Origin of the sequence: Shewanella sp. NKUCC01_JLK (genome assembly GCF_019345615.1) — a bacterium.
Taxonomy (GTDB): domain Bacteria; phylum Pseudomonadota; class Gammaproteobacteria; order Enterobacterales; family Shewanellaceae; genus Shewanella; species Shewanella oncorhynchi.
This window is the reverse complement of record NZ_JAHKRD010000009.1, coordinates 22,340-46,444: the sequence shown is the minus strand read 5'-3', so window position 1 is coordinate 46,444 and position 24,105 is coordinate 22,340. Positions and strand designations below refer to the sequence as shown.

The window sequence follows — 24,105 nt, the reverse complement described above, 5'->3', positions numbered from 1 at the left end:
AAACATCAGTGGTGCAATTGTGCATTAGTTAATCTATATTGATAATCAGGCTATTATTAAAATCATTTTCAAAAATAATTTGATATGTATCATTTAAACGATCTGCAATTAGCGCTGCGTATCGCAGCCTTAGAGAGTCTCTCGGCAGCCAGTAAAGAAATAGGCATGACGCCGGCAGCGGCAAGTGCCGCGCTGCAAAGATTAGAGAAAAAGCTAGGATGTCAGCTATTTGCTCGCTCGACGCGGCGCTTACAGCTCACAGAAGAAGGGCGGATTTTTCTCGATTCTGCGAAACCCGCACTGGCGATTCTCGAAACCGCCAGCGCCAATTTAGCCGAACACAGGGGTGAGCTTAAGGGTGAAGTACGCCTCGCGTTACCTTCGGATATTGGTCGCAGCCAGATCCGTGCTTGGCTCGATGAATTGATGGACAGCGCCCCAGAACTGACAGTGCAGCTGTATTTTGGCGATCATATGACAGACTTAATCGACCAAAATATCCATTTGGCTTTGCGCTATGGCCAACTTGACGACTCAAACCTTAAAAGGCGTCAGCTCGCCATGACCCCAAGGGTACTGGTCGCCTCACCCGCTTATCTGGCACAACACGGCACACCAAGCACGCTAAATGAACTGAGCCAACACGCAGTACTGATCTTAAATCGCGGCGGTGAGCCGTGGCAGAAATGGAAGTTAAGTCATAACGGCGCGCCCGTTGAAATCGAAGTCAGGGGCCAACGTTTTTGTAACGATGGCGCAGTGATCCGCGACTGGGCACTCTCAGGTCGTGGAATTGCCTATAAGAGTTGGCTCGATGTGGCGCAAGATGTGACCGAAGGCAGACTCCACTTAGTGCTAGCCGATAAAATAGCCCCACCGATCCCACTGCAATTGGTATACCTACAAACCGATTATCCCAGCCATAAGGTCCGTCGCACCATAGAGTTTTTAGTAGAAAAGCTCAGCCAGTTCTCCCAAAACTATCCACTGCCCTAAATTACAAACGTCCAAAGTATCCTAATAGAAAACCACGATAAACAAGTGGTCATGTGAAGAAAATAACCACCATCAAGTCGTTGCTAGATGATAGAAAACTAAAAGTAAATATGCCTTATAGGTTTAATGTCGTTGAGATGATGTAGTACCTGTGTCAACCAAAATGTAAGGCCAGATTACTCGAAATCAACGTCACTAATAATGCAAACGTAATGATAAAGCTAAAACGATATCAAGCAATTACCACCAAAGTTGTATAAAAACCACTACCCTGTCAAAACAAATTCCTATAGCATCATTCACACCAATTAACATCGTCGTAGTAGCCAAGTCGAACAAGTGATTTATGTCTCGCAAACAACGCTACACATTAATACTCAAACGTTAAGTGAAAGCATAAATTCAAATATGGATAAGAAAGCGAAGAAAATATTATTCTCCACCTACTGGAAGAATGGATGGATAGACTCAAAAGATAGACTCTTATCTGATGGAGATTTTGAGTACGCAAAGTCACAAGGATTAATGTTTGATCCGATTTCGATTTCGATTTCTCATGATGACTGCATAGATACCATTGCAAAAGTAGTAAAAACAATATCCAGAGCACAAATTGCTAAAGGTTTTTTAAGTAGCCTGACAACTCGCCGCTTAGACTTAAGATCTTCTTTATCATCCTATTCAATTGCCAAAAATATCCCAGAGCATAAATATACACCCGTTATATCCGGCACTTCATATTCCGACGGAAAACCAACTTCACACTCCTACACCTGCGGTGTATGCCGAGACAGCAAATACGGGATAAGGGGCAGTCACAACTATAACAACACAGATATAAACGTATTGAATTTCGAGCGTATCAAATGGGGTGGTGTCCGTCATGGCGATATTTTATATACATATTTTGACTTAAACCAATTTATAAATACGGATATCCCTGGCCCAACTGATGAAGACTTAAATTGTTTCAAAGAAATATTAAGCACTATCGAAAGTTCGGAACCTACTCATTATCCCAGTGCCCTTGAAAAAAGATTGGCTAAGATCGTAAAGTCCAGTAAGGCAGAAAGGCAGGTATTAATAGAAATTTTAGCCAGTATTGGAGTGTTACGACCAAGGAGCTACAATCGCCCTTCTAAAGGCAAAAATGACTGGGTGTTCGCTGAGTATTGGCGAGGTGAAGATAAATACTGCCATAAAACTGTCGATGAATATTTTGGTAAATATCTACAGTTATGAATGAAGTGGATCAGAGATCAAGCGAAGGCTTTTCCATCCCAAAACTAACCGCAAATAAGGCGCGGGAATGACTAGCTATATCACAAAAGGTGCGTAATGCGTTTAGAATTAACTCTCAAGAACATGTTGGATAAAATTGAATCTTTAGATTGGAAGTGGGATGTATATATACCTTCTAATAAAGAAATTAATGACTCGATATTATGTCTTGTACTTAACGATGACACAGAAGAAGATCGTGGTAGTGATGATGAACCAATTTACCCAACATCTATTGGTTATAAAAGCTTCTTAAGTGTGTCAGATTTGCAAAGTATTAAGAGTAATTTGCTGCAACAAAATTCTGAAGCTGGGTTAAATGAATTAATTAGTGCAGCAAAATATTATTATGAAAATGATGCTTTTATTAATATTAACCGCTAACCAATAAAAGCTGTCGGATGCTCCGGGCTAATGCGCACATTAAGGGTTGCTCATAAGTGTATAACCCTATTCCTTGGGAAGAACGACTGTCACCACACAGCCCTGTTGCCAAGGCAGTAAAGCTTGCGTGGATTGCTGACAGTTTTCGATTTGAATGCTGCCGTGATGGCGGGTGACCACATCCTTACAGATGGCTAAGCCAAGCCCTAATCCCGCATCTTTGGTTGAGGCAAAAGATGCCATCAACTCACTCGCCTGCCCCTGTAGCCCTTCGCCATTATCAATAACTAACACCTTGATTTCATTTGGATGATAATAGATATCGATCCATAATTGACGCACACGATTATCGCTGCAGGTTTCTAACGCATCTAAGCTATTTTTTACTAAATTGACCCACATTTGGCTTAAACCAACGCTATCGCCCATCAGTTCAAAGGGCTCACCCTGCACTCGCACATTCACTTGCACATTCGCTCGGTCTAGCTCGCGCCGCAACAGAGCTAAAGCTTCTTTCACCACTGGCACTATATCTAAAGGTTCGGTCTTGGCCTGACGCCGCTTGAGTAAACCGCGAATACGATGCACAACCGCTCCAGCGCGAATCGACTGCGCATTAATTTTACCGAGTACATCATAGAGTTCAGGATTATCTTGCCCAAGCCTTTCCAGTTGCAGCATGGCACCTTCGCTGTATTGGGTAATAGCGGCTATAGGTTGATTGAGTTCATGGGCAAGTCCTGCACCTATTTCCCCAAGAATCGCCGCACTTTGCAGTCGCTCAAGCTGCAGTGCCTTGTCCTTTAATTGGCGCTCAGTGCTGACTAAAAACTCACTTTTCTGGCGAAACTTATATTCAAGCCACAGGTGATAAATGGTGGAAATAATGAAAATTAACAACAGTGCGCCACCCCATTCTTTATTTTTTGCCATCCATTTGTATACGGTTTGATAAAGTGGTGGTGATGCTCCCTGTAGTTGTAATTCTTTAAATAACTCAATCACTTTTAACTGGCTCACGGGCGCAGTCCAGCCCAAAGTATCGGCGGTAATTGCTGCAATATGATCGGCGGGTAAATCGAATAAGGCGCGGGTAATCGCCATCGTCAGCTTAGGAGAAACCGTATCCGCCGCAGCGAATGACCAGTTTGGGTATAACTGAGTGCTCACCTCACAATCATATCCTGCAGGCGTTGCAGGATGGATAACCCGATAATCGCCCTGATTAACAAGACCCGTTGCGATCATTTCCTCTAAGGTACAAAAAGGCGCTATTGCGGCGTCGGCACTGCCATCTCTGACTTGATAGATAAGCGGTTCTAACGGGAACCCGAGGAAGCGCACTTGCCCAAAAAACTGTTCGGGTAAAAAACCCATTTTATGCAGTAACCCCATGGCCGCTTGATACCCCCCCAAGGCCTGCGGATCACTTGCAACCACATTGCGCCCGCGCAAATCCTGCAAGGTACGGATAGGGCTGTCGGCGCGAACAATAATGGTCGCGCCTATGGTAAAAGTGCTGCCTTGATGCTTACGGCTCTTCATTGTCGCAAGCCAAGACAGCGGGAAGTTGTTACTTAGATGCAGATATTGCCCAGGGTTCGTGACGATAAACTGCAAATCATGCTCAAGTAACTGACTACGCATGCCATTAAAATCCACAGGCACGACTTCAAAATGACTATTAGGTACTTGCTCACTGAGGTAATCCATCATAGGTTGCCAACGCTGCTTGGCCTGTAACACGCCATGATTTGCCAGCACTCCGACTCTAAAATGGTTCACTTCTGTCGCTTCGTTGGCATAGGACGGATTAAGCCCAATAACACTCAGCAAGCATCCCATCAATATCGCTTTACACCAAGAGTCAATCGTCATCGTCTCTATTACCCACTCTTATATGCCATTGTCATGGAACGATTTTAGCTCGCAGATAAAAATCAAGCTGTGAAATGCCGCCAAACTCTGGTTTATGCCCAGAGGGAATAGGCTAATTTAGTGATGTATCTCCCAAGACCTAGGCTTAAAATTGAGCCCACTCTGCACCCAGCTTAAGCTGATAGCATGCTTACCGCCCTACAAGGAACACCATGTCGATAAAATTGCCACTCTATCTAGTCGATGACGATGAAGCGATTCTGGATTCACTGGGCTTTATGCTCGGACAATTTGGCTATCAAGTGCAAACCTTCAACAGCGGCCGCGACTTCCTTGAGCACTGTGCATTATCACAGGCGGGCTGCGTGATTTTAGATAGTCGAATGCCAGAAATCACCGGCCAAGAAGTGCAGCAAAAATTACTGGAAACCCACAGCCCGCTAGGCGTGATATTTCTCACTGGCCACGGCGATTTACCTATGGCGTTAAGCGCCTTTCGTAAGGGGGCCTGCGATTTTTTTCAAAAACCAGTGTCCGGCAAGGCATTAGTACAAGCGATTGAAAAGGCGCAGCGTGAAAGCCAAGCGGCCTTCGAACAGCAAAGTCTGCAGCATAAGTTTGACCAACTGACTGAGCGCGAACAGCAAGTGTTAGCCCATGTGATCCAAGGCATGACTAACAAGCAAATATCGGAGGCGATGTTTTTATCCCTGCGCACGATTGAAGTGCACCGCGCAAAAATCATGAAAAAGCTCGAAGTGAACAATATGGCAGAGCTAGTGCAGCACTTAGGCAACCTGAATTCTGTCTTATAAGTCAATCACCCGTGGTCACTAAACAATCGTTAAGCCTTCTCGCCACGCATAAGGATTTAAACGTTAAACCCTTTTTACCCCGCCCATTCAAGATACCGTAACTACACAGTTTTCATCCAGCCTGCGACAAGCTGTCGCAGTTTGCGCATTTGGCTTTGTGAAATATCGTATCAGCCCGCACAATCACACCATAGGTTCCTTCCTTTGTGCCCCGCAGGCGCTCAAGAAATCCACTGCTTTTTGAACCTCCACCCGAGGGTAACTATACCCTCGGGGATTTTTTTGCTTCCATCCGCGAATGCCTTCCTCCAAGATAACAACTAAAGTGGAAATGGAACGATCCAGTTCTAGTTCCGTCTGCAAAGCAGTTATATACTTTCCAACCGCCTTAAATAATATGAATCATGGAAGAGCGAATGTTCAAACCTTTAATATTACTCAGCTTTAGCACCTTAGTCTTGACCTGTATGAGTGGCTGCGTTGGGCCACTTAATTCAAAATGTGATACAAATTCCCCCTACAGCAAACAAGAATGCAATGCAGCCGACGCCGCAGTTTATGTTGCAGCCGCCATATTGGAAAGCCCAGATAAAGGTCAAACGTGTAACGATATGTCGGGCAAAGCAAAACAAGACTGCCTAGCTCAACAACAAGCACTGAAAGAATCATTAGAGAAACACGCTCGAAAATAGCATTAAGGAAGATGAATGAAAGCCTCCGTTTTTATTGCCGCGACCCTCGATGGTTATATCGCAACGCCCGATGGGGATATCGACTTTTTAAATCAGCACCCCAGTACTAATCCCGATGAAGACTTTGGTTATCATGCCTTTATCGACACTATCGATGCGATTGTAATGGGACGAAAAAGCTTTGAAAAAGTCCTCTCCTTCGATTGTGATTGGCCCTATGTAAATATCCCAGTGTTTGTATTAAGTCGCAGCGGTGTAACAGTACCGTCGGCGTTAAGTGAGCATGTGCAAGTGCTAAATGGCGATGCAGCAAGCATTAGCGAGCAACTCAAAACCCGTGGCTTTAAGCATCTCTATATCGATGGCGGCCAAACAATCCAAGGCTTTTTAGCGGCAGGGCTAATTCAGGAACTCACGCTCACTCGCATCCCCACTTTACTGGGTAAAGGTATTCCCCTCTTTGGCGACTTAGCTCAAGCGATTCAATTAATGCCAATTCACACGCAGCAGTACGACAATGGCTACGTACAAACCCGCTATCGTGTTATAGACAAAACGGCTTTATAAGCCGTTTACATTCGGCAGATGGCATTGAAAGATGAAGTGATGGCTTGCCATTTTGCGGCTTGCCATCTTACTGTAGAGCCATGTAACAATAATGTTAAAAAACTAAATATTATCAATGACTTACTGATTGCAAATCAAAGTTCCGTTAGAATATTGTCCTCTAACAAATAGGTGAGCAATATGAGTCGTTTGCAGTCATCGAAGGGCTTTACATTAATTGAGCTGGTTGTGGTCATTATCATCCTTGGGATCTTGGCCGTCGTCGCAGCACCACGGTTTTTAAACCTAGGCCAAGATGCCCACGATGCCAGAGCCAAAACCACATTTGCGGCCTTTACCTCTGGTGTTAAGCTTTATCACAGTTGCTGGCTTGCGGGCGGTCACTCAGGTTATACCCAAGATCTCGCCTGTTATGGTGACGGAAAACTCGACTCGACCACCACAGGATTTCCACTGGGAATAGAGACTGCAACCGCTGATGCCGGTGCTAAATTGCAGGGCGATTATTGTGGTCAGTTATGGCAAGGTCTTTTGGCTAATAATGAATTTGTCATTGCCGATCAATACTCTTGGCGCACAGTTCCCAATGTCGACATTGTTTACTGGTATGGTGCCGTCGACATAAAAGATCCCAATGCTTACTGCATTTTCAACTATGTCTCTGACGATCGCAGCTTCGGCAGTGAAAACTGGGATCTTAAATACTATCCCTTCGATGGCCGCACTATTGTAGGTCGATCCACCCTTTCCCAATAAGCGCTTATTTTTATTGCTAAAGGAGCGCGAAAGATCGCAAACTCCTTTGGCATTTGCCGCGATTACTTGAATTATTGTCATCCATCCCCATATATATCCCATCATCCACCGCAACTTTTGCTGCGGGCCAGAAGAGGATTCATTGTGACCACTATCGTATCAGTACGCCGTAATAATCAAGTTGTCATCGCCGGCGATGGCCAAGTCTCCCTAGGCAATACCGTCATGAAAGGTAACGCCAAAAAAGTGCGTCGCTTATATCACAACAAGGTACTGGCAGGTTTTGCAGGCGGCACCGCCGATGCTTTCACCCTATTCGAGCGTTTCGAAGCCAAACTCGAAATGCACCAAGGCCACTTATTGCGCTCGGCCGTTGAGCTCGCCAAAGATTGGCGTACCGACCGTATGCTGCGTAAACTCGAAGCCCTGTTAGTCGTGGCCGATGCGGAAACCTCGCTGATCATCACAGGTAATGGTGATGTCGTTCAGCCAGAACATGACTTAGTCGCCATTGGTTCAGGCGGCAACTATGCCCAAGCGGCGGCCCTTGCACTATTGCAAAATACTGAGCTGTCAGCCTTAGAAATCGCCGAAAAATCCCTGACTATTGCTGCGGATATCTGCGTATTCACCAATCAATTCAAAACGATTGAAGAACTCAATTACTAAACAGCCCGTGAGGAATATTATGTCTGAAATGACCCCCCGTGAGATTGTCCACGAGCTGGATGCACACATTATTGGCCAACAAAAGGCCAAACGTTCTGTTGCTGTCGCCCTGCGTAACCGCTGGCGCCGGATGCAACTTGACGCGGATTTCCGTCAAGAAGTCACTCCAAAAAATATTCTGATGATTGGCCCAACGGGCGTTGGTAAAACTGAAATTGCCCGCCGTTTAGCCAAACTGGCGAACGCGCCTTTTATCAAGGTCGAAGCCACTAAATACACTGAAGTGGGTTATGTCGGTAAGGAAGTCGAGCAAATCATCCGCGACTTGACCGATATCGCCATCAAGCTGACCCGCGAGCAGCAAATGGGCAAATGTCGCCAACGCGCCGAAGAAAATGCCGAAGAGCGCATTCTCGATGCCCTGTTGCCTAAGCCGAAAAACGACTGGGAAAGCACTGAAACCGATTCCAACTCAAATACCCGTCAAGTCTTCCGCAAAAAGCTACGCGAAGGCCAATTAGACGATAAAGAAATCGATATCGATTTAGCCCAACCGCAAATTGGTGTTGAAATCATGTCGCCTCCAGGCATGGAAGAAATGACCAACCAGCTGCAAAGTCTGTTTAAAAACATGGGCCAAGCACCAGCAAAACGTCGCAAGATGAAGATCAAAGAAGCCTTTAAGCTATTGATCGAAGAAGAAGCGGCCAAACTGGTCAATCAAGAAGATTTAAAAGAACAAGCCATTGAAATGGTTGAGCAACACGGCATAGTGTTCCTCGACGAAATCGACAAAATCTGTAAGCGCGGCGAAACCTCAGGCCCAGACGTTTCCCGTGAAGGCGTACAACGTGACTTACTGCCGCTGATCGAAGGCTGCACTGTCACCACAAAACACGGCATGGTAAAAACCGACCACATACTGTTTATCGCCTCTGGCGCATTCCAGATGTCTAAACCGTCGGATTTAATTCCTGAATTACAGGGTCGTTTACCGATCCGTGTCGAGTTAGATGCGCTATCAGCTAATGATTTTAAACGCATTTTAACCGAGCCACACGCCTCGCTCACCGAGCAATATATCGCGCTGATGGGCACAGAAGGCGTGAAAGTTGAATTCAGCGAATCGGGTATCGACAGCATTGCGAAAGCCGCATGGCAAGTGAACGAGCGCACCGAAAACATCGGCGCCCGTCGTTTACACACTGTGATGGAAAGGCTGATGGAAGATATCTCCTACGAGGCATCGGAAAAATCGGGCTCCGCCTTTGTTATCGACGCCGACTATGTCAGCGCCCACTTAGATAACTTAGTCCAAGACGAAGATCTCAGCCGCTTTATCCTCTAGTACTAAACCGTTCACCGCCAAGCTCAAACGACTTGGCGGTAAACGACTCAAATACAAAAGTGTGACTTAAACGAAAAAGCCTGACCAAGGCTCTCGCTTACCCTTTGTATCCTTGGCCGCGAGTGGTTACATTAGTCAGGTGTTATTTTAATGAGTCGTTATCCTATCCTTAACATTTTCTTGGTAGCCAACCTATGACCACAGCAACGCCCAATGTCACCGATCTTAAACTGAAACGTAAATCGCGCATTCTAGAAATCAGTTTCGACAATGGTGAGCAATATCAGCTCAGTTGCGAGATGCTCAGAGTCTACTCGCCCTCGGCCGAAGTGCATGGTCACGGTAATCCAAAGCTGGTCACCCACAAGAAAAACGTCAACATCAGCGCCATAGAACCCGTCGGTAATTACGCAGTTAAAATCGTCTTCGATGACGGCCACGACACAGGTCTATTCTCGTGGAAAGTGCTCTACGATCTCGCCACCCACCAAGTGGATCTATGGGAAAAATACCTCGCCCGCCTACGCGCAGAAAAAGCCTCACGCGAACCGCTGATTGCGATGAATATAAAGTACAACTAGTACGTTAGGTAAATAGACGCTTAATTGTGGGATGTAAACTCTAGAAACAGAGAATTTAACAATGGGTAGCTTGTGAAGCTGTGACTTCTCTTACTGACTTGAGTATCAAAGGAAAGACCATGTCGGAAAAAATCCCCTGCCAAGAATGTAACACCTTAATCCTTCCGAGTACCGCCGAGAAAAATGAGGGTTTATGCATGCCCTGCAAAAATGGCATACGTGCAAACCTCGAGCGTGCGAAGGAATACTACCAACAAGAGCGTGAACTCGATAAAACCTGTCCCTTTCGAGCCTTTTGGCGAGATCTTGTTGTAAGGGTACATAACAAAGATCAAGGTTTTTATACGCTTAGACCAGAGGAACAAAACTACTATGCGGTGAACTGCTTATCTGGCGAGGTCTATAATGGTGGATTTATTCAGTATTTCGACAACTCTTCAGGTGAGCATTACGCCTTCGCTGAGCGTGGACTTATCCAAATGGGAGCAAGCCACTCGTTAAACTTATTGCACCAAGCAAAACAGGCCGTGTTTGGCGAAAAGCCAGTACCAATAGACAGAGATCGTCGTTTAGCCGCAACCGATAACCAAGACCTGTACAGCGTACTCGATAAGCTCGATGACGAGTTTTATAAAGATCTAGATGATCTCGATGCCAAGCTTAAAAGCTACGCCCTTGATTACGGACTGGTAAATAAGACTTAACTGGCGATTGTCGGTAATCACTTAAAGATAAAGGCTATCCTTGGCAGAAATAAGCATAATTGAGCCTATCTTGCTGACCCCATACCGCAGTCCAGCCATTCACATCACTCATGTAAGCGAAATAAATGGATTGCGTTTTAAGACAAACATCTTGAAATGGCGCTTTATTCTGATTAATAAAATGCGCCGACCTAACCAACACATCAGTACAAACGTCTTCATCCTCCACTAACCAAATAAAATCATCACGCCATTCATCCAATGCTATCGCTGCCTCTGGGGAATAGAGTCTCAACTTATCTTGAGCGAGTTTCATTTGCTCGGGAGTCACAGAACATGAAACCGCCAACTTATCGAATACACCTGAACCGCCAGCCCAAAAAGACAAATCAAATTCCAACCTATCCTCTAGCGGCGTAAAACCCAATAAATTTTCGATAATCATTAAACTTTTAGCTAAATCGGCATCTGGCCTTTGGTAACGCTTTTCAATCCCATCATATTCACGCATACGAACTAAGCTCCTGCTGCGTTAAGTGACGCATTAAAATTGAGTAACATACTATAAAATAATGAAAAAGATAGGACAGGCAAAATTCTTTTGAGATTAGAAGCTAACACTGAAATTTCAGGAGTTCACCTTCCCCTGCGAAGTTGTCGAAATACGTAGATAAAAATGCCGTGGCGACATCATGGATGATGGCGCAGGCTCGGAGGGACAAGGATGTCCCATCTGAGCCGTTAGGCAATTTTTATTGGAGTATGAGACCAGTAACTAATGCATGTAACTTCGCTAGGGGCGTCTTGGAGAATCCAAGGAGGATAGGACGAGCAGTCCTCCTTGGTCGGGTGTGGGGTGAAGCCCCACGACTTTGCTTTAAAATAATTTAACCTGATTCAGTATTCAAAGAAGTTAACCAATCCCAAATCACAGCGATAAAACTTCCCCCTGTAAAGCTACCTTCAGATTGATCCCAATCCCCCATTTAACCGTAACCCTCAATTGAAAATTGTCATTCAACGAGTCCACTTAATGCAATTACAGCAATTCCATACAGTCAGGTTAATTTTAGGCGATCAACTCAATGCCCAGCATTCTTGGTTTAACCGTGTTGATGATCAAGTGCTGTATGTGATTGCAGAATTGCACCAAGAAAACACTTATGTAACGCATCATGTGCAAAAAATATGTGCCTTCTTTGCGGCAATGGCACAATTTGCCCAAGAGCTGCGCGCGCAAGGGCATCAAGTGCTCTATCTCACCCTTGATGACACCTTCAATAACACTCAGGGCTATAGCGATCTACTGGGGCTCATTCAACATCAGGTAACACAGGTTGGCGCGATCAAGTTTGAATACCAAAGGCCTGATGAATACCGCCTACTTGAGCAATTAAGTCAGCTTAAACTCAACACAGCCGTGGTGAACTGTGTCGATACAGAGCACTTTATCTTGCCCTTTGACGAAATCGATGCGCAGTTCCCCGTCGGCAAACACATTATGATGGAGCACTTTTATCGCCGCATGCGTAAGCGTTATAACATCTTGATGCATGACGGGAAACCACTCGGCGGGCAGTGGAACTTTGATGCCAGCAACCGTCAGAAGCTTAAAACTCAGGATATAAAAGTCTTGCCTGAGCCATTAATGTTTAGCCTCGATGTAACTGAAATTCTCGCTAGGCTTGAGCGTCACCAAATCCCGACCATGGGTCGTATTGATGCGCCATTGCTGTGGCCGATAAACCGTGCGCAAAGCCTCGAATTATTAACGTATTTTTGTCAGGTTTGCTTGCCTTCCTTTGGCCGTTTTCAAGATGCCATGACAGCGCAACATCCCGCCAAGTGGAGCTTGTACCATAGTCGACTATCATTCAGCCTTAACAGTAAATTAATCAGCCCGTTAGAAGTCATCAATGCGGCCATCGACAGTTATCAAACGAATGCTGAGATTGATATCGCCCAAGTTGAAGGGTTTGTACGACAGATATTAGGTTGGCGAGAATATGTTCGCGGCATTTACTGGGCCAATATGCCGCAGTACGCCAGCACTAATGCTCTCGATGCCCATGGGACGCTGCCCGATTATTTTTGGCATGGCGACACTAAGATGAGCTGCATGCGACAAGCCTTATCCCAATCATTAGATTTTGCCTACGCCCATCATATTCAGCGCTTAATGGTGATCGGCAATTTCTGCTTATTAACCGAAATCGAGCCAAATCAAGTCGATGAGTGGTATTTAGGCGTGTATGTTGACGCCATCGAATGGGTTGAAATGCCCAACACCCGCGGCATGGCATTGTTTGCCGACGGCGGCATTGTCGGCACTAAACCCTACGCCGCCAGCGGCTCTTACATTAATAAAATGAGTGATTATTGCAGCGGGTGTCATTACAAAATAAAAGAGCGCAGCGGTGCACTTGCCTGTCCGTTCAATAGCTTTTATTGGCATTTTATGGAAAAACACCGCGCGCGATTGTCGCAAAATCCTAGGATCGGCATGCTATACCAGACTTGGGACAAAATGGACGAGTCCGTAAGAAGCGCCATATTAGCCACAGCGGAACACAACCTCGTTCATCTAAACCGTTTGTAGCGAAGTAATGCTAAGCGTAACTCATTGATATAGTAACTCATTGATATAAATAGCTTGATATAGATATTTGGATAGGAGAGTTTGTGATGAAAGTACTTATCGTCGGCGGGAGTGGGGGTATTGGCAAAGCCATAGTTAAGCGAATTCAAGAAAACTATCCCAACGCAACCGTGCACGCCACCTACTGGCATCATCTTCCCCAAGACAGGCAGGAGAAAATCCAATGGCATGCATTAGATGTGACCAATGAAGCTGAGATTAAACAGCTAAGCGAACAACTCACTGAATTAGACTGGATTATTAACTGTGTTGGAATTTTACACACCCAAGATAAAGGGCCAGAAAAAAGCCTACAGTCACTTGATATCGACTTTTTCCAGCACAATTTAACGCTCAATACCCTACCCAGCATCATGTTGGCAAAGCACTTTGCTAAGGCATTAACACAAAGCCACTCGGCAAGATTTGCGGTGATATCGGCGAGAGTCGGCAGTATTACCGATAATAAATTAGGGGGCTGGTACAGCTATCGCGCCTCAAAAGCCGCGCTGAATATGTTTCTCAAAACACTGTCGATTGAGTGGCAACGCACCATGAAACACGGCGTGGTGTTGTCTCTGCATCCGGGCACGACAGACACGCCATTATCTCAGCCATTTCAACAGAGTGTCCCCAAAGGCAAACTGTTTACACCTGAGTATGTCGCCAACTGCTTACTGCCCATCATTGCCAATGCTACACCCGCACAAACAGGGCGTTTTTTTGCCTACGATGGCACAGAGTTACCTTGGTGAAATAAGCTGAAGAGCATGTCAAACAGCGGCAACTCCGATGGAGTCTTTCTAAGTTAATAAATCAAAGCCGAGGATCTCAACCCCTTGATAGGATGATGCCTACCAACGCACAGACCCATCCTTAACTAAGCCTTTTCAAGAACACTGAAAAATAAACAATTGAAATAAATCATTAAATTATTTTAAAACACTCAAGTGCATCACCCTTCCGCTTGGCTAAATCGCTATTACCCAAAAGTCCTAATTCAGATTTAAAAGCGTCTAAATGAACGTTGAAGATAGTTCCTTTGTACGATTGTTAACACTTTTACATTTAAATAACATCTAAGGTCATGCGGTCATTCACGCTTTGCGCAGAATAAAACCCTGAGAATTTCCGCCTGAGCAACAGCTCATTCTATTCGGCCATGGCAGAGGGATGCCGACGACCCTGTAGAAATCACAATAAAAAAACGCTCGCCCGAGCCAGTTAAGCTGTATGGCATTCCAACGTTATTTACAAAACGGAAAAAGGATTTCAAGCATGATGCTAAACAAAAAACTGTCGCTACTCTTCATTACGGTGTCGGCCACTTTAGGCACATCGGCATTTGCTGCTGATGTTATCGATGTCGGCACTCTTAGAAGCGCGTCTTCAAGCAATAACTTAGTGTCTCAGTTCAGCTTAGACGCAGGTAGCCAACTCAAAGTAGAGAAAAAACTCAACCTAGGTCAAGGCAAGCAAAAACAACGTTTACAACAATATTTCCATGGTGTACCGGTTTATGGTTTCTCTGTTGCGACGTCACAATCGAGCATGGGCTTTTACAGCGACATGTCTGGCCGCGTATTAAAAAATATTGAAAAATCGGCTGATTTTGTCAAACCCACTTTAACGGCTAACAAAGCGTTAGATATTGCGATCCGTGGCAAATCTGACAAAGCCGTTGCAGGTCTAAAAGCTGAAAACAAACAAGCAAAATTATGGCTTTACCTCGATGATGCCGCTAAAACTCGCCTCGTTTATGTGACTTCATTTGTAGTATATGGTGATGAGCCAAGCCGCCCATTCACTATGGTTGACGCGCACTCAGGTGAAGTGATTAAGCGTTGGGAAGGGATTAATCACGCTGCAACGGGCACAGGTCCAGGCGGTAATATTAAGACTGGCCAATACGAATACGGTACTGATTTTTCTAGCTTAGACGTTGAAGTGAGCGGTGACACTTGCACCATGAACTCTCCTAACGTGAAAACCGTTAACCTAAACGGTGCCACATCAGGCGCAACAGCCTTCTCTTATACTTGTCCGCGCAATACAGTCAAAGAGATCAACGGTGCTTACTCGCCATTAAACGATGCGCACTACTTCGGCAACGTGATCTACAAGATGTATAGCGAGTGGTACAACACTGCACCGTTAACCTTTCAGTTAACGATGCGAGTTCACTACAGCAACAACTACGAAAACGCTTTCTGGGACGGCAGCGCTATGACCTTCGGTGATGGCGCAACAACCTTCCACCCATTAGTGAGCTTAGATGTCTCGGCACACGAAGTGAGCCACGGTTTCACTGAGCAAAACTCAGGGCTGGTTTACGCAGATCAATCTGGCGGCATGAACGAAGCCTTCTCAGATATGGCGGGTGAAGCCGCTGAATTTTACATGCACGGCACAAACGACTGGTTAGTCGGCGCCGATATCTTTAAAGGCAGCGGTGCACTGCGCTACATGGCAGATCCAACCTTAGACGGTATCTCAATCGGTCATATCGACGATTACTATGATGGCATCGACGTGCACCACAGTTCAGGTGTATTCAATAAAGCTTTCTACACTTTAGCTAACTTACCGGGTTGGGATACACGCAAAGCATTCCAAACATTTGTAGTCGCTAACCAATTATATTGGACGGCGGACAGCTTATTCTGGCAAGGCGCCTGTGGTGTTAAATCGGCCGCAACTGACTTAGGCTTAAATGCTAACGATGTGGTTACTGCGTTTGCCGCTGTGGGTATCACACCTTGTGAAACGCCACCACCACCGCCACCACCAGAAGCCACTGAACTCGCCAACGGTGTTGCTGTGACAGGTTTAGCGGGTGCGTCAGGTAGCAAAAAATACTACAAACTCGATGTCGCTAGCGGTGCAACTAACCTGAGCTTCAATATGTCAGGCGGCACAGGTGATGCGGACATGTATGTTAAATTTGGTCAAGCGCCGACGTCTAGCAGCTATGATTGCCGTCCATACAAGTCAGGTAATGCCGAAAGCTGTGCTATTGATCCTGCTCAAACGGGAACTTATTGGGTGATGGTCAGCGGCTATAGCAGCTACACAGGTGTAAGCCTAGTGGGTGCTTATGACGGCGATGACACACCAAACCAAGCTCCAACCGCAGGCTTTACTGCAAGCTTTGCTAACGGTAACGGCAGCTTCACAAGCACCAGTACTGACAGCGATGGCGACCTGACGTCATGGAACTGGGATTTTGGTGATGGTACAAATGCCGCAGGTGCGAGTGTCAATCATCAGTATGCCGAGTCAGGCAGCTACACAGTGACACTGACTGTAACTGACAACGATGGCGCAACAGCAAGCACTTCGGCAGAATTTGCGGTTGAAGTCCCTGAAGTCGCGTTAGAAATGGCAGTAAAAAATGCGAACAAATCTCGTCGCGGTAGCATACGTGTTGCACTCGAATGGGATGGTCACAACGCTGATGAGTATACTATCTTCCGTAACGGTGTTGCTGTGGGTACTTCAAGCAGCTCATCGTTTATTGACCGTTTCACCGACCTAGCTGGCGCAAGCTTCACCTATAAAGTATGTGAAACTAACGGCCCTTGCTCAAACGAAGAAATCGTTACTTTTTAATCGCATAACCTAATCGTGCAGTGGCGCTAGCGTCAAATCCTAGCGCTAATTCATCGATTCACTTCTCGTTTTCTTGTTAATGCCACTCAGCCCTTTTGAGTGGCATTTTTTATGGTTAAACGGCTCAGCACCTCATCAGGTTTGCCTTAGGCTGTTGCCCCTTGCCCACACGTGGATGAATCGTTACTTCAAATGTCCACTTTCACCCACAGGTTTTTTGAGCAACTTACGTTGTAAGGTGCGACGATGCATTCCCAATTGGCGAGCCGTGGCGGACACATTGCCTTGGTTAGCATTGAGCACTTGCTGAATATGCTCCCACTCCAAACGCTTAGGATTAAGTGGCGAATCGTCGACTTCATCTTCTTGAAGAGTATGGGAATGCCCATCCATTTCCAGTGCGGCGAGCAAGGTTTGGGTATCCACAGGTTTAGCTAAATAATTATCGGCGCCGAGGCGAATCGCTTCCACCGCTGTAGCGATACTGGCGTAGCCGGTGAGTAACACCATAGTCACCTTGGGCAGCAGATGACGCAGCGGCACAATTAACCCTAGGCCATTGGCTTCGGCAAGCTTCATATCTAAAAGAATATGGCTAGGACGAAATTCCCGCGCCACCAGCAGTGCATCACTGGCATCATGGGTTAATCGGCATTCAAAGCCATGGCGTGTTAATCGGCGCCCTAAAATACTCGCAAGAGAAAGGTCATCCTCTACAATCAACAAACGTTTCATGAACTTACCTCGTCACTAGCCTTAGTCTTGTGCGATACAGACGGCGCCGGCGCCCTTAATATAGTGAAACGAATTTGTGCCACAGTGCCACCTTGGGGATGATTTGCCAAAATCAACTCAGCGCCTAAACGCTCTAAACTGGCATGACTGAGTAGCAAAGCGACACCTAAACCCTTGGGACTTTCTATGAGTAAGGTGCCCAACTGTGGTAATAAATCGGGCGCGATACCGGTGCCATAATCGCGGATCTGCAAGTAGATCTGCTCTTCGCTTGGCGCTATATCTACACTGATATCCACCTGCGGCGCACCTATGGTTTCGGCGCTAGCGCGGGCAGCATTTTCAATCAAGGCCATGATGGCTGGCGTTAAAGTCATATCAGTCAGAATACTTTGCTCTGCCAGTTGTTCAGGCATACAAGTGATCAACCAATTCAGTTCAGTTTGCGGCATTAACAACAAGGTTTTTTGCTTTAAACTATCCACCAGCTCAATGATCTTTAGTGGGCGCTGGCGGCGATCGCGGATCGACTCTGTCGCTAATCTCAGCTCGGCAAGCGTATGTTCACAGCGACCTAATGCAGTTTCCATCTCGACAATCGTTATCGAGGTATCACTCATGTCTTCTTTTACTTCATCGAGTAATAACCTCAGACTCGAGAGCGGTGTGGCCAATTGATGTGCCATCTGCGCCGATACTGTGCCTAGGGCTAAGAGTTGCTCCTGACGCAATTGCCCTTCGCGCATATAGGCTAACTGCGCATCTTGGCGGCGCATACGCTTAGTGATTAACGCCACGCTGGTTGTCATCACCAATGCTGAAATCACAAAGTTGAACCACATGCCTAAATAGTGGGAACTCATGTCCATACCGTGATGCTGCATGGGGGATTCGGGCACAGTAAAGATCATCAGGCTGTAGGCAAAGGTTGAAATTGCCGTCAGTGCCCAAGGCGCCCAGATTGGCAAAGTCACAGCCGCAAGTGCAATCGGCAACAGTAATAACGAGATAAACGCATTGGTCGCGCCGCCGGAAAAGTGCAACCAAGATATCCAAAATAATGTGTCTAAGCTGAGCGCAATAAAGAGGCCGCGCTCCTTAGCAAATAAGGGTTTACGTAGCGCCAATGTGAGCGAAAGGTATAACACCTCCAGCACTAACACATGCACTAACGGCTCCATTTGCAGGCTAAGACCAAAAGTATCGGCGGCAAACGTGGTTAAGCCTATTTGCAGCAGCAAACCTAAGGTTCGCAGTAATGCGACTTGGTCGGCAGCCTGTAGACTGGTCCCTAAGATCTTAGCCATGGCGATTCCTACAGAGTGAGTCCGAGCGTGGCAAGTGCACCACTCGATTGTGTTAATGCTTGGCGCACGCCAGTGGCAAAATTAATTTCAGAACAAATCCCCAGCGCAGCTAAACGCGCACAGCTTAAGGTGCAATCCCTTGGCCGCTTGGCGTTATCTGTCGGCGTAGACTCAGGCGTTAAGTGCGCTGTGCTAAGTTGTAAAATCTCTCCTAAGGTCAACAACATCTGATACTTAGTCATAGTCTCGGCGGCGCTAAAATGATAAATCCCCTGCACGGTAGAATGTTCAATATGCTGTGCAATCATCTTGTCTATGGCTTGGGCAATATCGGCGGTCGAGGTTGGACTGCGTATCGCCCAATGATCAACACCCTGAGCGCGACGCTCAATCAATTGGTTAACCAGCACTAGCACAGCAGATTCACTCAGCTTTTCTACTTGGCCGTAAAGGATTGGCAAGCGTAGCACGGCAAAATCAGCGCTAGTGTCTAGCACGATTTCTTCGCCCTTTAACTTAGATTCACCATAAAAATTAACCGGATGAGTTGCTGCATCTTCAGCGTACTTAGGTTGAGTGCCATCGAACACATAGTCAGTGGAAATATAGATAAGCCAAGCGTTATTGGCCTTAGCTGCCATAGCTAAGGCTTGGCTGGCGGTTAAGTTAAGTGCCAATGCCGCCTGCGGATTTTGCTCGGAGACATCGGGGCGACGCTCGGCGGCGCAGTGCACTATCACTTGCGGTTGCTCGCGGGCGATAAATACCTCGACATCCAAAGGGGCGGTAAGATCGAGTTTATGCACTCGTTCACTTGCGCGGCTAAAACCTGTGGCGATAACCTGATGTCCCGTTAATTCAAGCTGTTTTACAACTGCTCGGCCGAGTAGCCCTGTCGCGCCTGTTACCATAATCTTAGCCATATCGCCCCATTCAGTTTCAACGCATATTTATGGCTAACAATTCTAAAAGCTTTTCATATTCAACGCACTTGTTTACTCTTCTAAACCAAACTTACTTAAGGTTAACTCATGCAAGATTAACCCAAATACCCATAGGCAGAATTTGAGTACGACACTTCCTCTGATATTAGCTGGCCCCATGCTGCGCCACTGCGATGCCTCACACTTTACCCTGTGGTTTGTAAGTCGTGAGCCATTAACTGAACTTAAGCTGCGTCTTGGTGAGCAAGAGTACCTATTGCAGGATACCGATTTACACTATGTGCCACTTGGGCAACATGCCCATCAATATCTAATAATACTGTCGCGCCCAGAGTTGCTCGCACCCAATATCGTCACACCTTACCAAGTGTCTACCGCTCAACATGGTGATATTTTTGCCACGATAAGCCAGCTAAACTACGGCGATGCGTCGACGCCAAGTGTACGTTTCACCCCTGAATTAACCCAAGTCTTCCACGGTTCCTGCCGCAATCCGCATCACCACAGTGACGATGCACTGGTCGCCGCAGATACCCATTTAGCCAAGATAATCAACAGGGGTGCGGAGGATGATCGCCCTGCACTTATCATAATGAGTGGTGATCAGGTCTATATTGATGATGTTGCAGGACCTATGTTAAGCGCCATAGGGCAAGTCATCGATTTGCTTAGTCTTAAACATGAGCAATTTGAAGGCGCGAGCATCACCACTAGTGAAGACATTCATTATCAGCCCGCATATTTGTATCAACGGCATAAAAACCTGTTGCCTCATACCCAATATCCGGCCAAAACCGCGCTGTGGCGTTGGTATCGCAATCACCCCATTTTTACCTCCTCCATCGCCGTAAATCATTTGGTCAGCCTAAATGAAATCATCGCCCTGTATTTACTCACTTGGTCACCTGAACTGTGGGAATTAGTGAATATCTCAAAGGATGTCGATGGCTTATCACCCGCCAATACCGCCCGCTGGCAAAATGAGTGGCAACACTTGCTTGGCTTTAAAGCTGGGTTGGGGCAAGTCAGGCGCTTTATGGCGCACATTCCCGTTTATATGATGTTTGATGACCACGACGTCACCGATGATTGGAACCTGACGGCTAAATGGGAACAAGCGGCCTACGAACACGCATTTTCGAAACGCATCATTGGTAATGCCTTAATCGGCTACACCTTATTCCAAGGACTTGGCAACGCGCCTGATAAATTTGCCGCCGATATCCGCCCGCTGCTCGATGCGTTTTTTGCGCGACAAGAAAGCGAAAGTCAGGATCTGCTCATCGACGAATTACTTAAATTTGAGCAGTGGCATTACACCTTAGAGTCCTCGCCCAAACTGGTCGTGCTCGACACCCGTACCCGCCGCTGGCGCAGTGAATCTAATCTCGCAAAACCTTCCGGCTTGATGGATTGGGAGGCGTTAATGGATTTGCAGCAAGAGTTACTCGGCCAGTCGAAGGTCATTATCGTCTCTCCTGCCCCCATGTTTGGGGTCAAGTTGATTGAAGCTGTGCAGCGTACAGCCACTCTGATCGGCGGTTCCCTGTTAGTAGACGCCGAAAACTGGATGGCCCACCCGGGCGCCGCCAATGCACTACTGAGTATTTTTATGCACCGTAAAACCCCAGAGGAGTTTGTGATCCTCTCCGGCGATGTGCATTACTCCTTTAGTTACGACATCAGTATTCGTTTTAGACGCAGTAGTCCTAACATCTACCAAATCACCTGCAGCGGTATTAAAAATCACTTCCCTGAGAAGCTGTTACCGATTTTCGATAAACTCAATGGCTGGTTTTATGGCCACTTTTCACCACTTAACTTGCTGACAAAACGTAAACGTATGTTGCTGCGCGGCAGGCGACCAAATGGTGAGCCGAGTAAACGTCTAGTGAATAAAAGCGGAATAGGTATGTTGGAATTAGCTGATGATGGTGCACCAACAAAAATTGCGGTTTTACATGGCGATATGAGCGAAACCCTGTTCGAACCACCCAAACAGGAATAACAGATTAAACGGGTTTATTATGTTTAACCGTTTCAGGCTGAGTGGCACCAGAACCAGAATCCATCAAAGGCGTATTTTTGGATAGCGCCTCATCGGTTTTGGCAGGTTTTGGCTGAGCCTGATTGAAAATCAGTGCTTCTGGCTGCGGCTTATTCGACGGTTTTTCATGCGCCATTTGATCCCAAATGATCTTAGGGCTTTGATCCCGCTCGGCATCGGCTTCTGCTGTCGATGTGCCAGACGAACTTGGTTTCTTCGGTTCAATCACCGCACTCGCCTTACGGATCTCGGCGGCAATGTCATTCAGATAAGGCTGCTTAGTCCAGTCACCAAAATACATGGCTCCCACTAATACTGCAGCGCAAAGCAAGATAGAGAAGATCGCAGATTTGGTCATAATGGACTTCCTTTAAACAATCGTAATATGGCTCCCTATGGCAGAGACTCAGATACTGCAGATTGTATTCATACCATCACAGGGCCAAGCACACAATTGCACCCAATTATTTCCTTTAAACAGACTGGAAATAATGCTTTCCGCTGACTAAAACTCAAAACCTTGACATTGCATGTCGTGGTGCATCCCGCTCACTGGGTCAATAAAACGTAACCGCTGCGCCATCAATTTTAGGGGTGCCTCAAATTTATCCGGTCCTTTGGGTAATAAGCTTGGATAAAATCTGTCGTTTAACAATGGCATACCTAAGCTTTGCATATGCACACGAAGTTGGTGGGTTTTACCGGTAATCGGGCTCAAATGAAATAAACCGACATCGCCTTTTATGGCCACTAAACTGATTTCGGAATGGGTATTTGCCTCGCCTTCCACGATTTTCATGGTAAAACTCGGGTCGCTCGGCTGCATACGGTTTGTTACCGTCCAGTGCAATGGCAAAGTTAAGCAGCCCTGTTGATATTGTTCAATAATCTCAGGAGTCAACTTGGCAATCGCTTGATAGTCTTTACGAATCGCATCGTCGATAAATAGTTGATGATAGAGCGCGCGGGTTTCAGGCGCGACAGTCATCAGGATCACTCCAGCGGTTTCACGATCAAGCCTATGAGCGGGCGCGATAGTATCAATGCCAGTTCGCAATCTTAGTCTATGCACCAGACATTCGTTCACATAGTTGCCGCTTGGCGTCACAGGCAAAAAGTGAGGCTTGTAGGCCAAAATAACGTTGTCATCTTGGAATAGGATCTGTTCTTCGAAGGGGATTTTCGCTTCCACCGGCACTTCACGGTAGTAATACACCCGCGCCGCAGGGCGATATTCAGTGTCCAATGCGATCAAACTGCCATCCCGCCAATGCACTTTTCCATCGAGGATCCGCTGACGCCATACATCTTCACCTATACGGGCAAAATGTTGTGCGAGAAAGGCAAACACTGTGGGTTTATCTGTGACATTCACAGGAAGCACTATGTAAGAAGGTTGGGCGGCGCGGGCAGATGCAGTCATATCACAAAAAAAGCGGCTATAGAAAGCCGCTATTCTAGCCTTTTTGTGGTTTTTCAGTCCACATGGGACTTGATGAGTTGCAGCACGAAGTCCAAGGTTTTATGGCAATCTGGCTGATTCACTAACACTAATTTATCTTTGTTATACATAGGCAAAACCTCGAGCCAGCGTTGGCTCACCCAAGCGGCGTCTTCCAAATGCACTTGAGAATAGAGCTCAAACAGATCGGGATTCACTTCATAAAATTGCTCTAATGCGGCGCTTATCAACTCAAATTCACCTTTAATCGGCTCTTCTTGCCAGTTACGGCAAGGTAAAGTACGCGCCATCCACAGCTTATCTTTGGCCTGTGCCGCTGAGAGGATGCTGACGCGTTGACGCCCTTCGAGCACTATGCTGAGTGAATCATCTTCTAGCTGATTAAAATCGATAATGTCACATTGGGTGGCAGTGGGATAACAGGGCGGACTACCACTGGGTCTAATGGTGGCAAAGGCGAGCACATACTTTCCCTTGAATACATCGGCCACCATGCGCAGATGACCGGGGTCAACCACACGAACCTCCACCCGTCCCTGTGGCAGTAACAAGGCATCGCGCATGAGTAACGCCATTTCTCGTGTTTGCATAGCAACCTCCTGCCCCAAATAGAAGGAAACGAACTCAATGCATTCGTATTTCCTATTATTGTAGAGTGTAGCAGGTGAAAGAATTTCCTTCCTGAAGCC

23 protein-coding genes are annotated in these 24,105 nt (G+C 46.4%); 15 read left to right on the top strand and 8 right to left on the bottom strand.

From position 1 onward, the window contains the following. Positions 1–84: 84 nt before the first annotated feature. The 3 genes from KO537_RS11095 to KO537_RS11085 all read left to right on the top strand — a co-directional run bounded on the left by KO537_RS11095 (position 85) and on the right by KO537_RS11085 (position 2,661). On the top strand, positions 85–996 hold the full coding sequence (locus KO537_RS11095; protein ID WP_219234490.1) for a LysR family transcriptional regulator: 912 nt from the start codon (positions 85–87) through the stop codon (positions 994–996). Positions 997–1,404: 408 nt separating this feature from the next. Further along, complete coding sequence (locus KO537_RS11090) at positions 1,405–2,238, top strand: hypothetical protein (protein ID WP_219234489.1); 834 nt, start codon at positions 1,405–1,407, stop codon at positions 2,236–2,238. Positions 2,239–2,334: 96 nt separating this feature from the next. Further along, the gene (locus KO537_RS11085) at positions 2,335–2,661 is read left to right on the top strand and encodes a hypothetical protein (protein WP_219234488.1); all 327 of its coding nucleotides are present in this window, start codon (positions 2,335–2,337) and stop codon (positions 2,659–2,661) included. A 66-nt stretch (positions 2,662–2,727) separates the two neighbouring features. Here the strand turns inward: KO537_RS11085 and KO537_RS11080 are convergent, their stop codons facing one another. Continuing rightward, complete coding sequence (locus tag KO537_RS11080) at positions 2,728–4,539, bottom strand: PhnD/SsuA/transferrin family substrate-binding protein (RefSeq protein WP_219234487.1); 1,812 nt, start codon at positions 4,537–4,539, stop codon at positions 2,728–2,730. Positions 4,540–4,751: 212 nt separating this feature from the next. Between KO537_RS11080 and KO537_RS11075 the strand changes: the two genes are divergently transcribed. The 8 genes from KO537_RS11075 to KO537_RS11040 all read left to right on the top strand — a co-directional run bounded on the left by KO537_RS11075 (position 4,752) and on the right by KO537_RS11040 (position 10,671). Then, entirely contained in the window at positions 4,752–5,354 is a 603-nt protein-coding gene (locus tag KO537_RS11075; protein ID WP_105251242.1) for a response regulator, read from the top strand. Between the two features lie 416 nt (positions 5,355–5,770). Continuing rightward, positions 5,771–6,046: a hypothetical protein gene (locus KO537_RS11070; RefSeq protein ID WP_219234486.1), complete on the top strand. Its 276-nt coding sequence runs from the start codon at positions 5,771–5,773 to the stop codon at positions 6,044–6,046. Between the two features lie 15 nt (positions 6,047–6,061). Then, the gene (locus KO537_RS11065) at positions 6,062–6,613 is read left to right on the top strand and encodes a dihydrofolate reductase family protein (protein WP_219234485.1); all 552 of its coding nucleotides are present in this window, start codon (positions 6,062–6,064) and stop codon (positions 6,611–6,613) included. Positions 6,614–6,793: 180 nt separating this feature from the next. Next, positions 6,794–7,369 (top strand): prepilin-type N-terminal cleavage/methylation domain-containing protein, encoded by a 576-nt coding sequence (locus KO537_RS11060; RefSeq protein ID WP_219234484.1) that lies wholly within the window; start codon positions 6,794–6,796, stop codon positions 7,367–7,369. A gap of 144 nt (positions 7,370–7,513) precedes the next feature. Beyond that, a complete protein-coding gene (gene hslV, locus KO537_RS11055) occupies positions 7,514–8,038 on the top strand; it encodes an ATP-dependent protease subunit HslV (protein ID WP_006083300.1) in 525 nt (174 codons plus the stop codon). Between the two features lie 19 nt (positions 8,039–8,057). Further along, a complete protein-coding gene (gene hslU, locus KO537_RS11050; RefSeq protein ID WP_219234483.1) occupies positions 8,058–9,386 on the top strand; it encodes an HslU--HslV peptidase ATPase subunit in 1,329 nt (442 codons plus the stop codon). 194 nt (positions 9,387–9,580) lie between these two features. Beyond that, positions 9,581–9,967: a DUF971 domain-containing protein gene (locus KO537_RS11045; RefSeq protein WP_063883307.1), complete on the top strand. Its 387-nt coding sequence runs from the start codon at positions 9,581–9,583 to the stop codon at positions 9,965–9,967. A 119-nt stretch (positions 9,968–10,086) separates the two neighbouring features. Then, positions 10,087–10,671 carry a DMP19 family protein gene (locus KO537_RS11040; RefSeq protein WP_219234482.1) on the top strand — a complete coding sequence of 195 codons (585 nt, stop codon included), beginning with the start codon at positions 10,087–10,089 and terminating at the stop codon, positions 10,669–10,671. A gap of 34 nt (positions 10,672–10,705) precedes the next feature. On the opposite strand, the gene KO537_RS11035 is transcribed toward KO537_RS11040, so the two are convergent. Further along, positions 10,706–11,182 (bottom strand): hypothetical protein, encoded by a 477-nt coding sequence (locus KO537_RS11035; RefSeq protein WP_219234481.1) that lies wholly within the window; start codon positions 11,180–11,182, stop codon positions 10,706–10,708. A gap of 522 nt (positions 11,183–11,704) precedes the next feature. Here KO537_RS11035 and KO537_RS11030 point away from each other — a divergent pair. From KO537_RS11030 to KO537_RS11020, 3 genes are all read left to right on the top strand, one after another. Then, on the top strand, positions 11,705–13,270 hold the full coding sequence (locus tag KO537_RS11030) for a cryptochrome/photolyase family protein (RefSeq protein ID WP_219234480.1): 1,566 nt from the start codon (positions 11,705–11,707) through the stop codon (positions 13,268–13,270). 86 nt (positions 13,271–13,356) lie between these two features. Next, a complete protein-coding gene (locus tag KO537_RS11025; protein WP_219234479.1) occupies positions 13,357–14,064 on the top strand; it encodes an SDR family oxidoreductase in 708 nt (235 codons plus the stop codon). 523 nt (positions 14,065–14,587) lie between these two features. Further along, positions 14,588–16,921, top strand: coding sequence for a M4 family metallopeptidase (locus tag KO537_RS11020; RefSeq protein WP_219234478.1), 2,334 nt, complete (start codon positions 14,588–14,590; stop codon positions 16,919–16,921). Positions 16,922–17,104: 183 nt separating this feature from the next. Here KO537_RS11020 and KO537_RS11015 read toward each other — a convergent pair whose 3' ends face one another. Genes KO537_RS11015 through KO537_RS11005 form a run of 3 tightly spaced genes read right to left on the bottom strand, consistent with a single transcriptional unit; the run spans position 17,105 to position 19,886 of the window. Further along, entirely contained in the window at positions 17,105–17,656 is a 552-nt protein-coding gene (locus tag KO537_RS11015) for a response regulator (protein ID WP_105251231.1), read from the bottom strand. Beyond that, the gene (locus KO537_RS11010) at positions 17,653–18,963 is read right to left on the bottom strand and encodes a HAMP domain-containing sensor histidine kinase (RefSeq protein ID WP_219234477.1); all 1,311 of its coding nucleotides are present in this window, start codon (positions 18,961–18,963) and stop codon (positions 17,653–17,655) included. Before KO537_RS11010 ends, KO537_RS11015 begins: the two co-directional genes overlap by 4 nt. An 8-nt stretch (positions 18,964–18,971) precedes the next feature. After that, positions 18,972–19,886 (bottom strand): SDR family oxidoreductase, encoded by a 915-nt coding sequence (locus KO537_RS11005; protein WP_219234476.1) that lies wholly within the window; start codon positions 19,884–19,886, stop codon positions 18,972–18,974. A 178-nt stretch (positions 19,887–20,064) separates the two neighbouring features. On the opposite strand from KO537_RS11005, the gene KO537_RS11000 reads away from it, so the two are divergent. Beyond that, entirely contained in the window at positions 20,065–21,915 is a 1,851-nt protein-coding gene (locus KO537_RS11000) for an alkaline phosphatase D family protein (protein WP_219234542.1), read from the top strand. Positions 21,916–21,919: 4 nt separating this feature from the next. Here KO537_RS11000 and KO537_RS10995 read toward each other — a convergent pair whose 3' ends face one another. The 3 genes from KO537_RS10995 to KO537_RS10985 all read right to left on the bottom strand — a co-directional run bounded on the left by KO537_RS10995 (position 21,920) and on the right by KO537_RS10985 (position 24,006). Continuing rightward, a complete protein-coding gene (locus KO537_RS10995) occupies positions 21,920–22,312 on the bottom strand; it encodes a hypothetical protein (protein ID WP_219234475.1) in 393 nt (130 codons plus the stop codon). Positions 22,313–22,459: 147 nt separating this feature from the next. Continuing rightward, positions 22,460–23,377: a pseudouridine synthase gene (locus KO537_RS10990; RefSeq protein WP_219234474.1), complete on the bottom strand. Its 918-nt coding sequence runs from the start codon at positions 23,375–23,377 to the stop codon at positions 22,460–22,462. 53 nt (positions 23,378–23,430) lie between these two features. Beyond that, a complete protein-coding gene (locus KO537_RS10985) occupies positions 23,431–24,006 on the bottom strand; it encodes an LON peptidase substrate-binding domain-containing protein (RefSeq protein WP_105251225.1) in 576 nt (191 codons plus the stop codon). Positions 24,007–24,105: the final 99 nt, after the last annotated feature.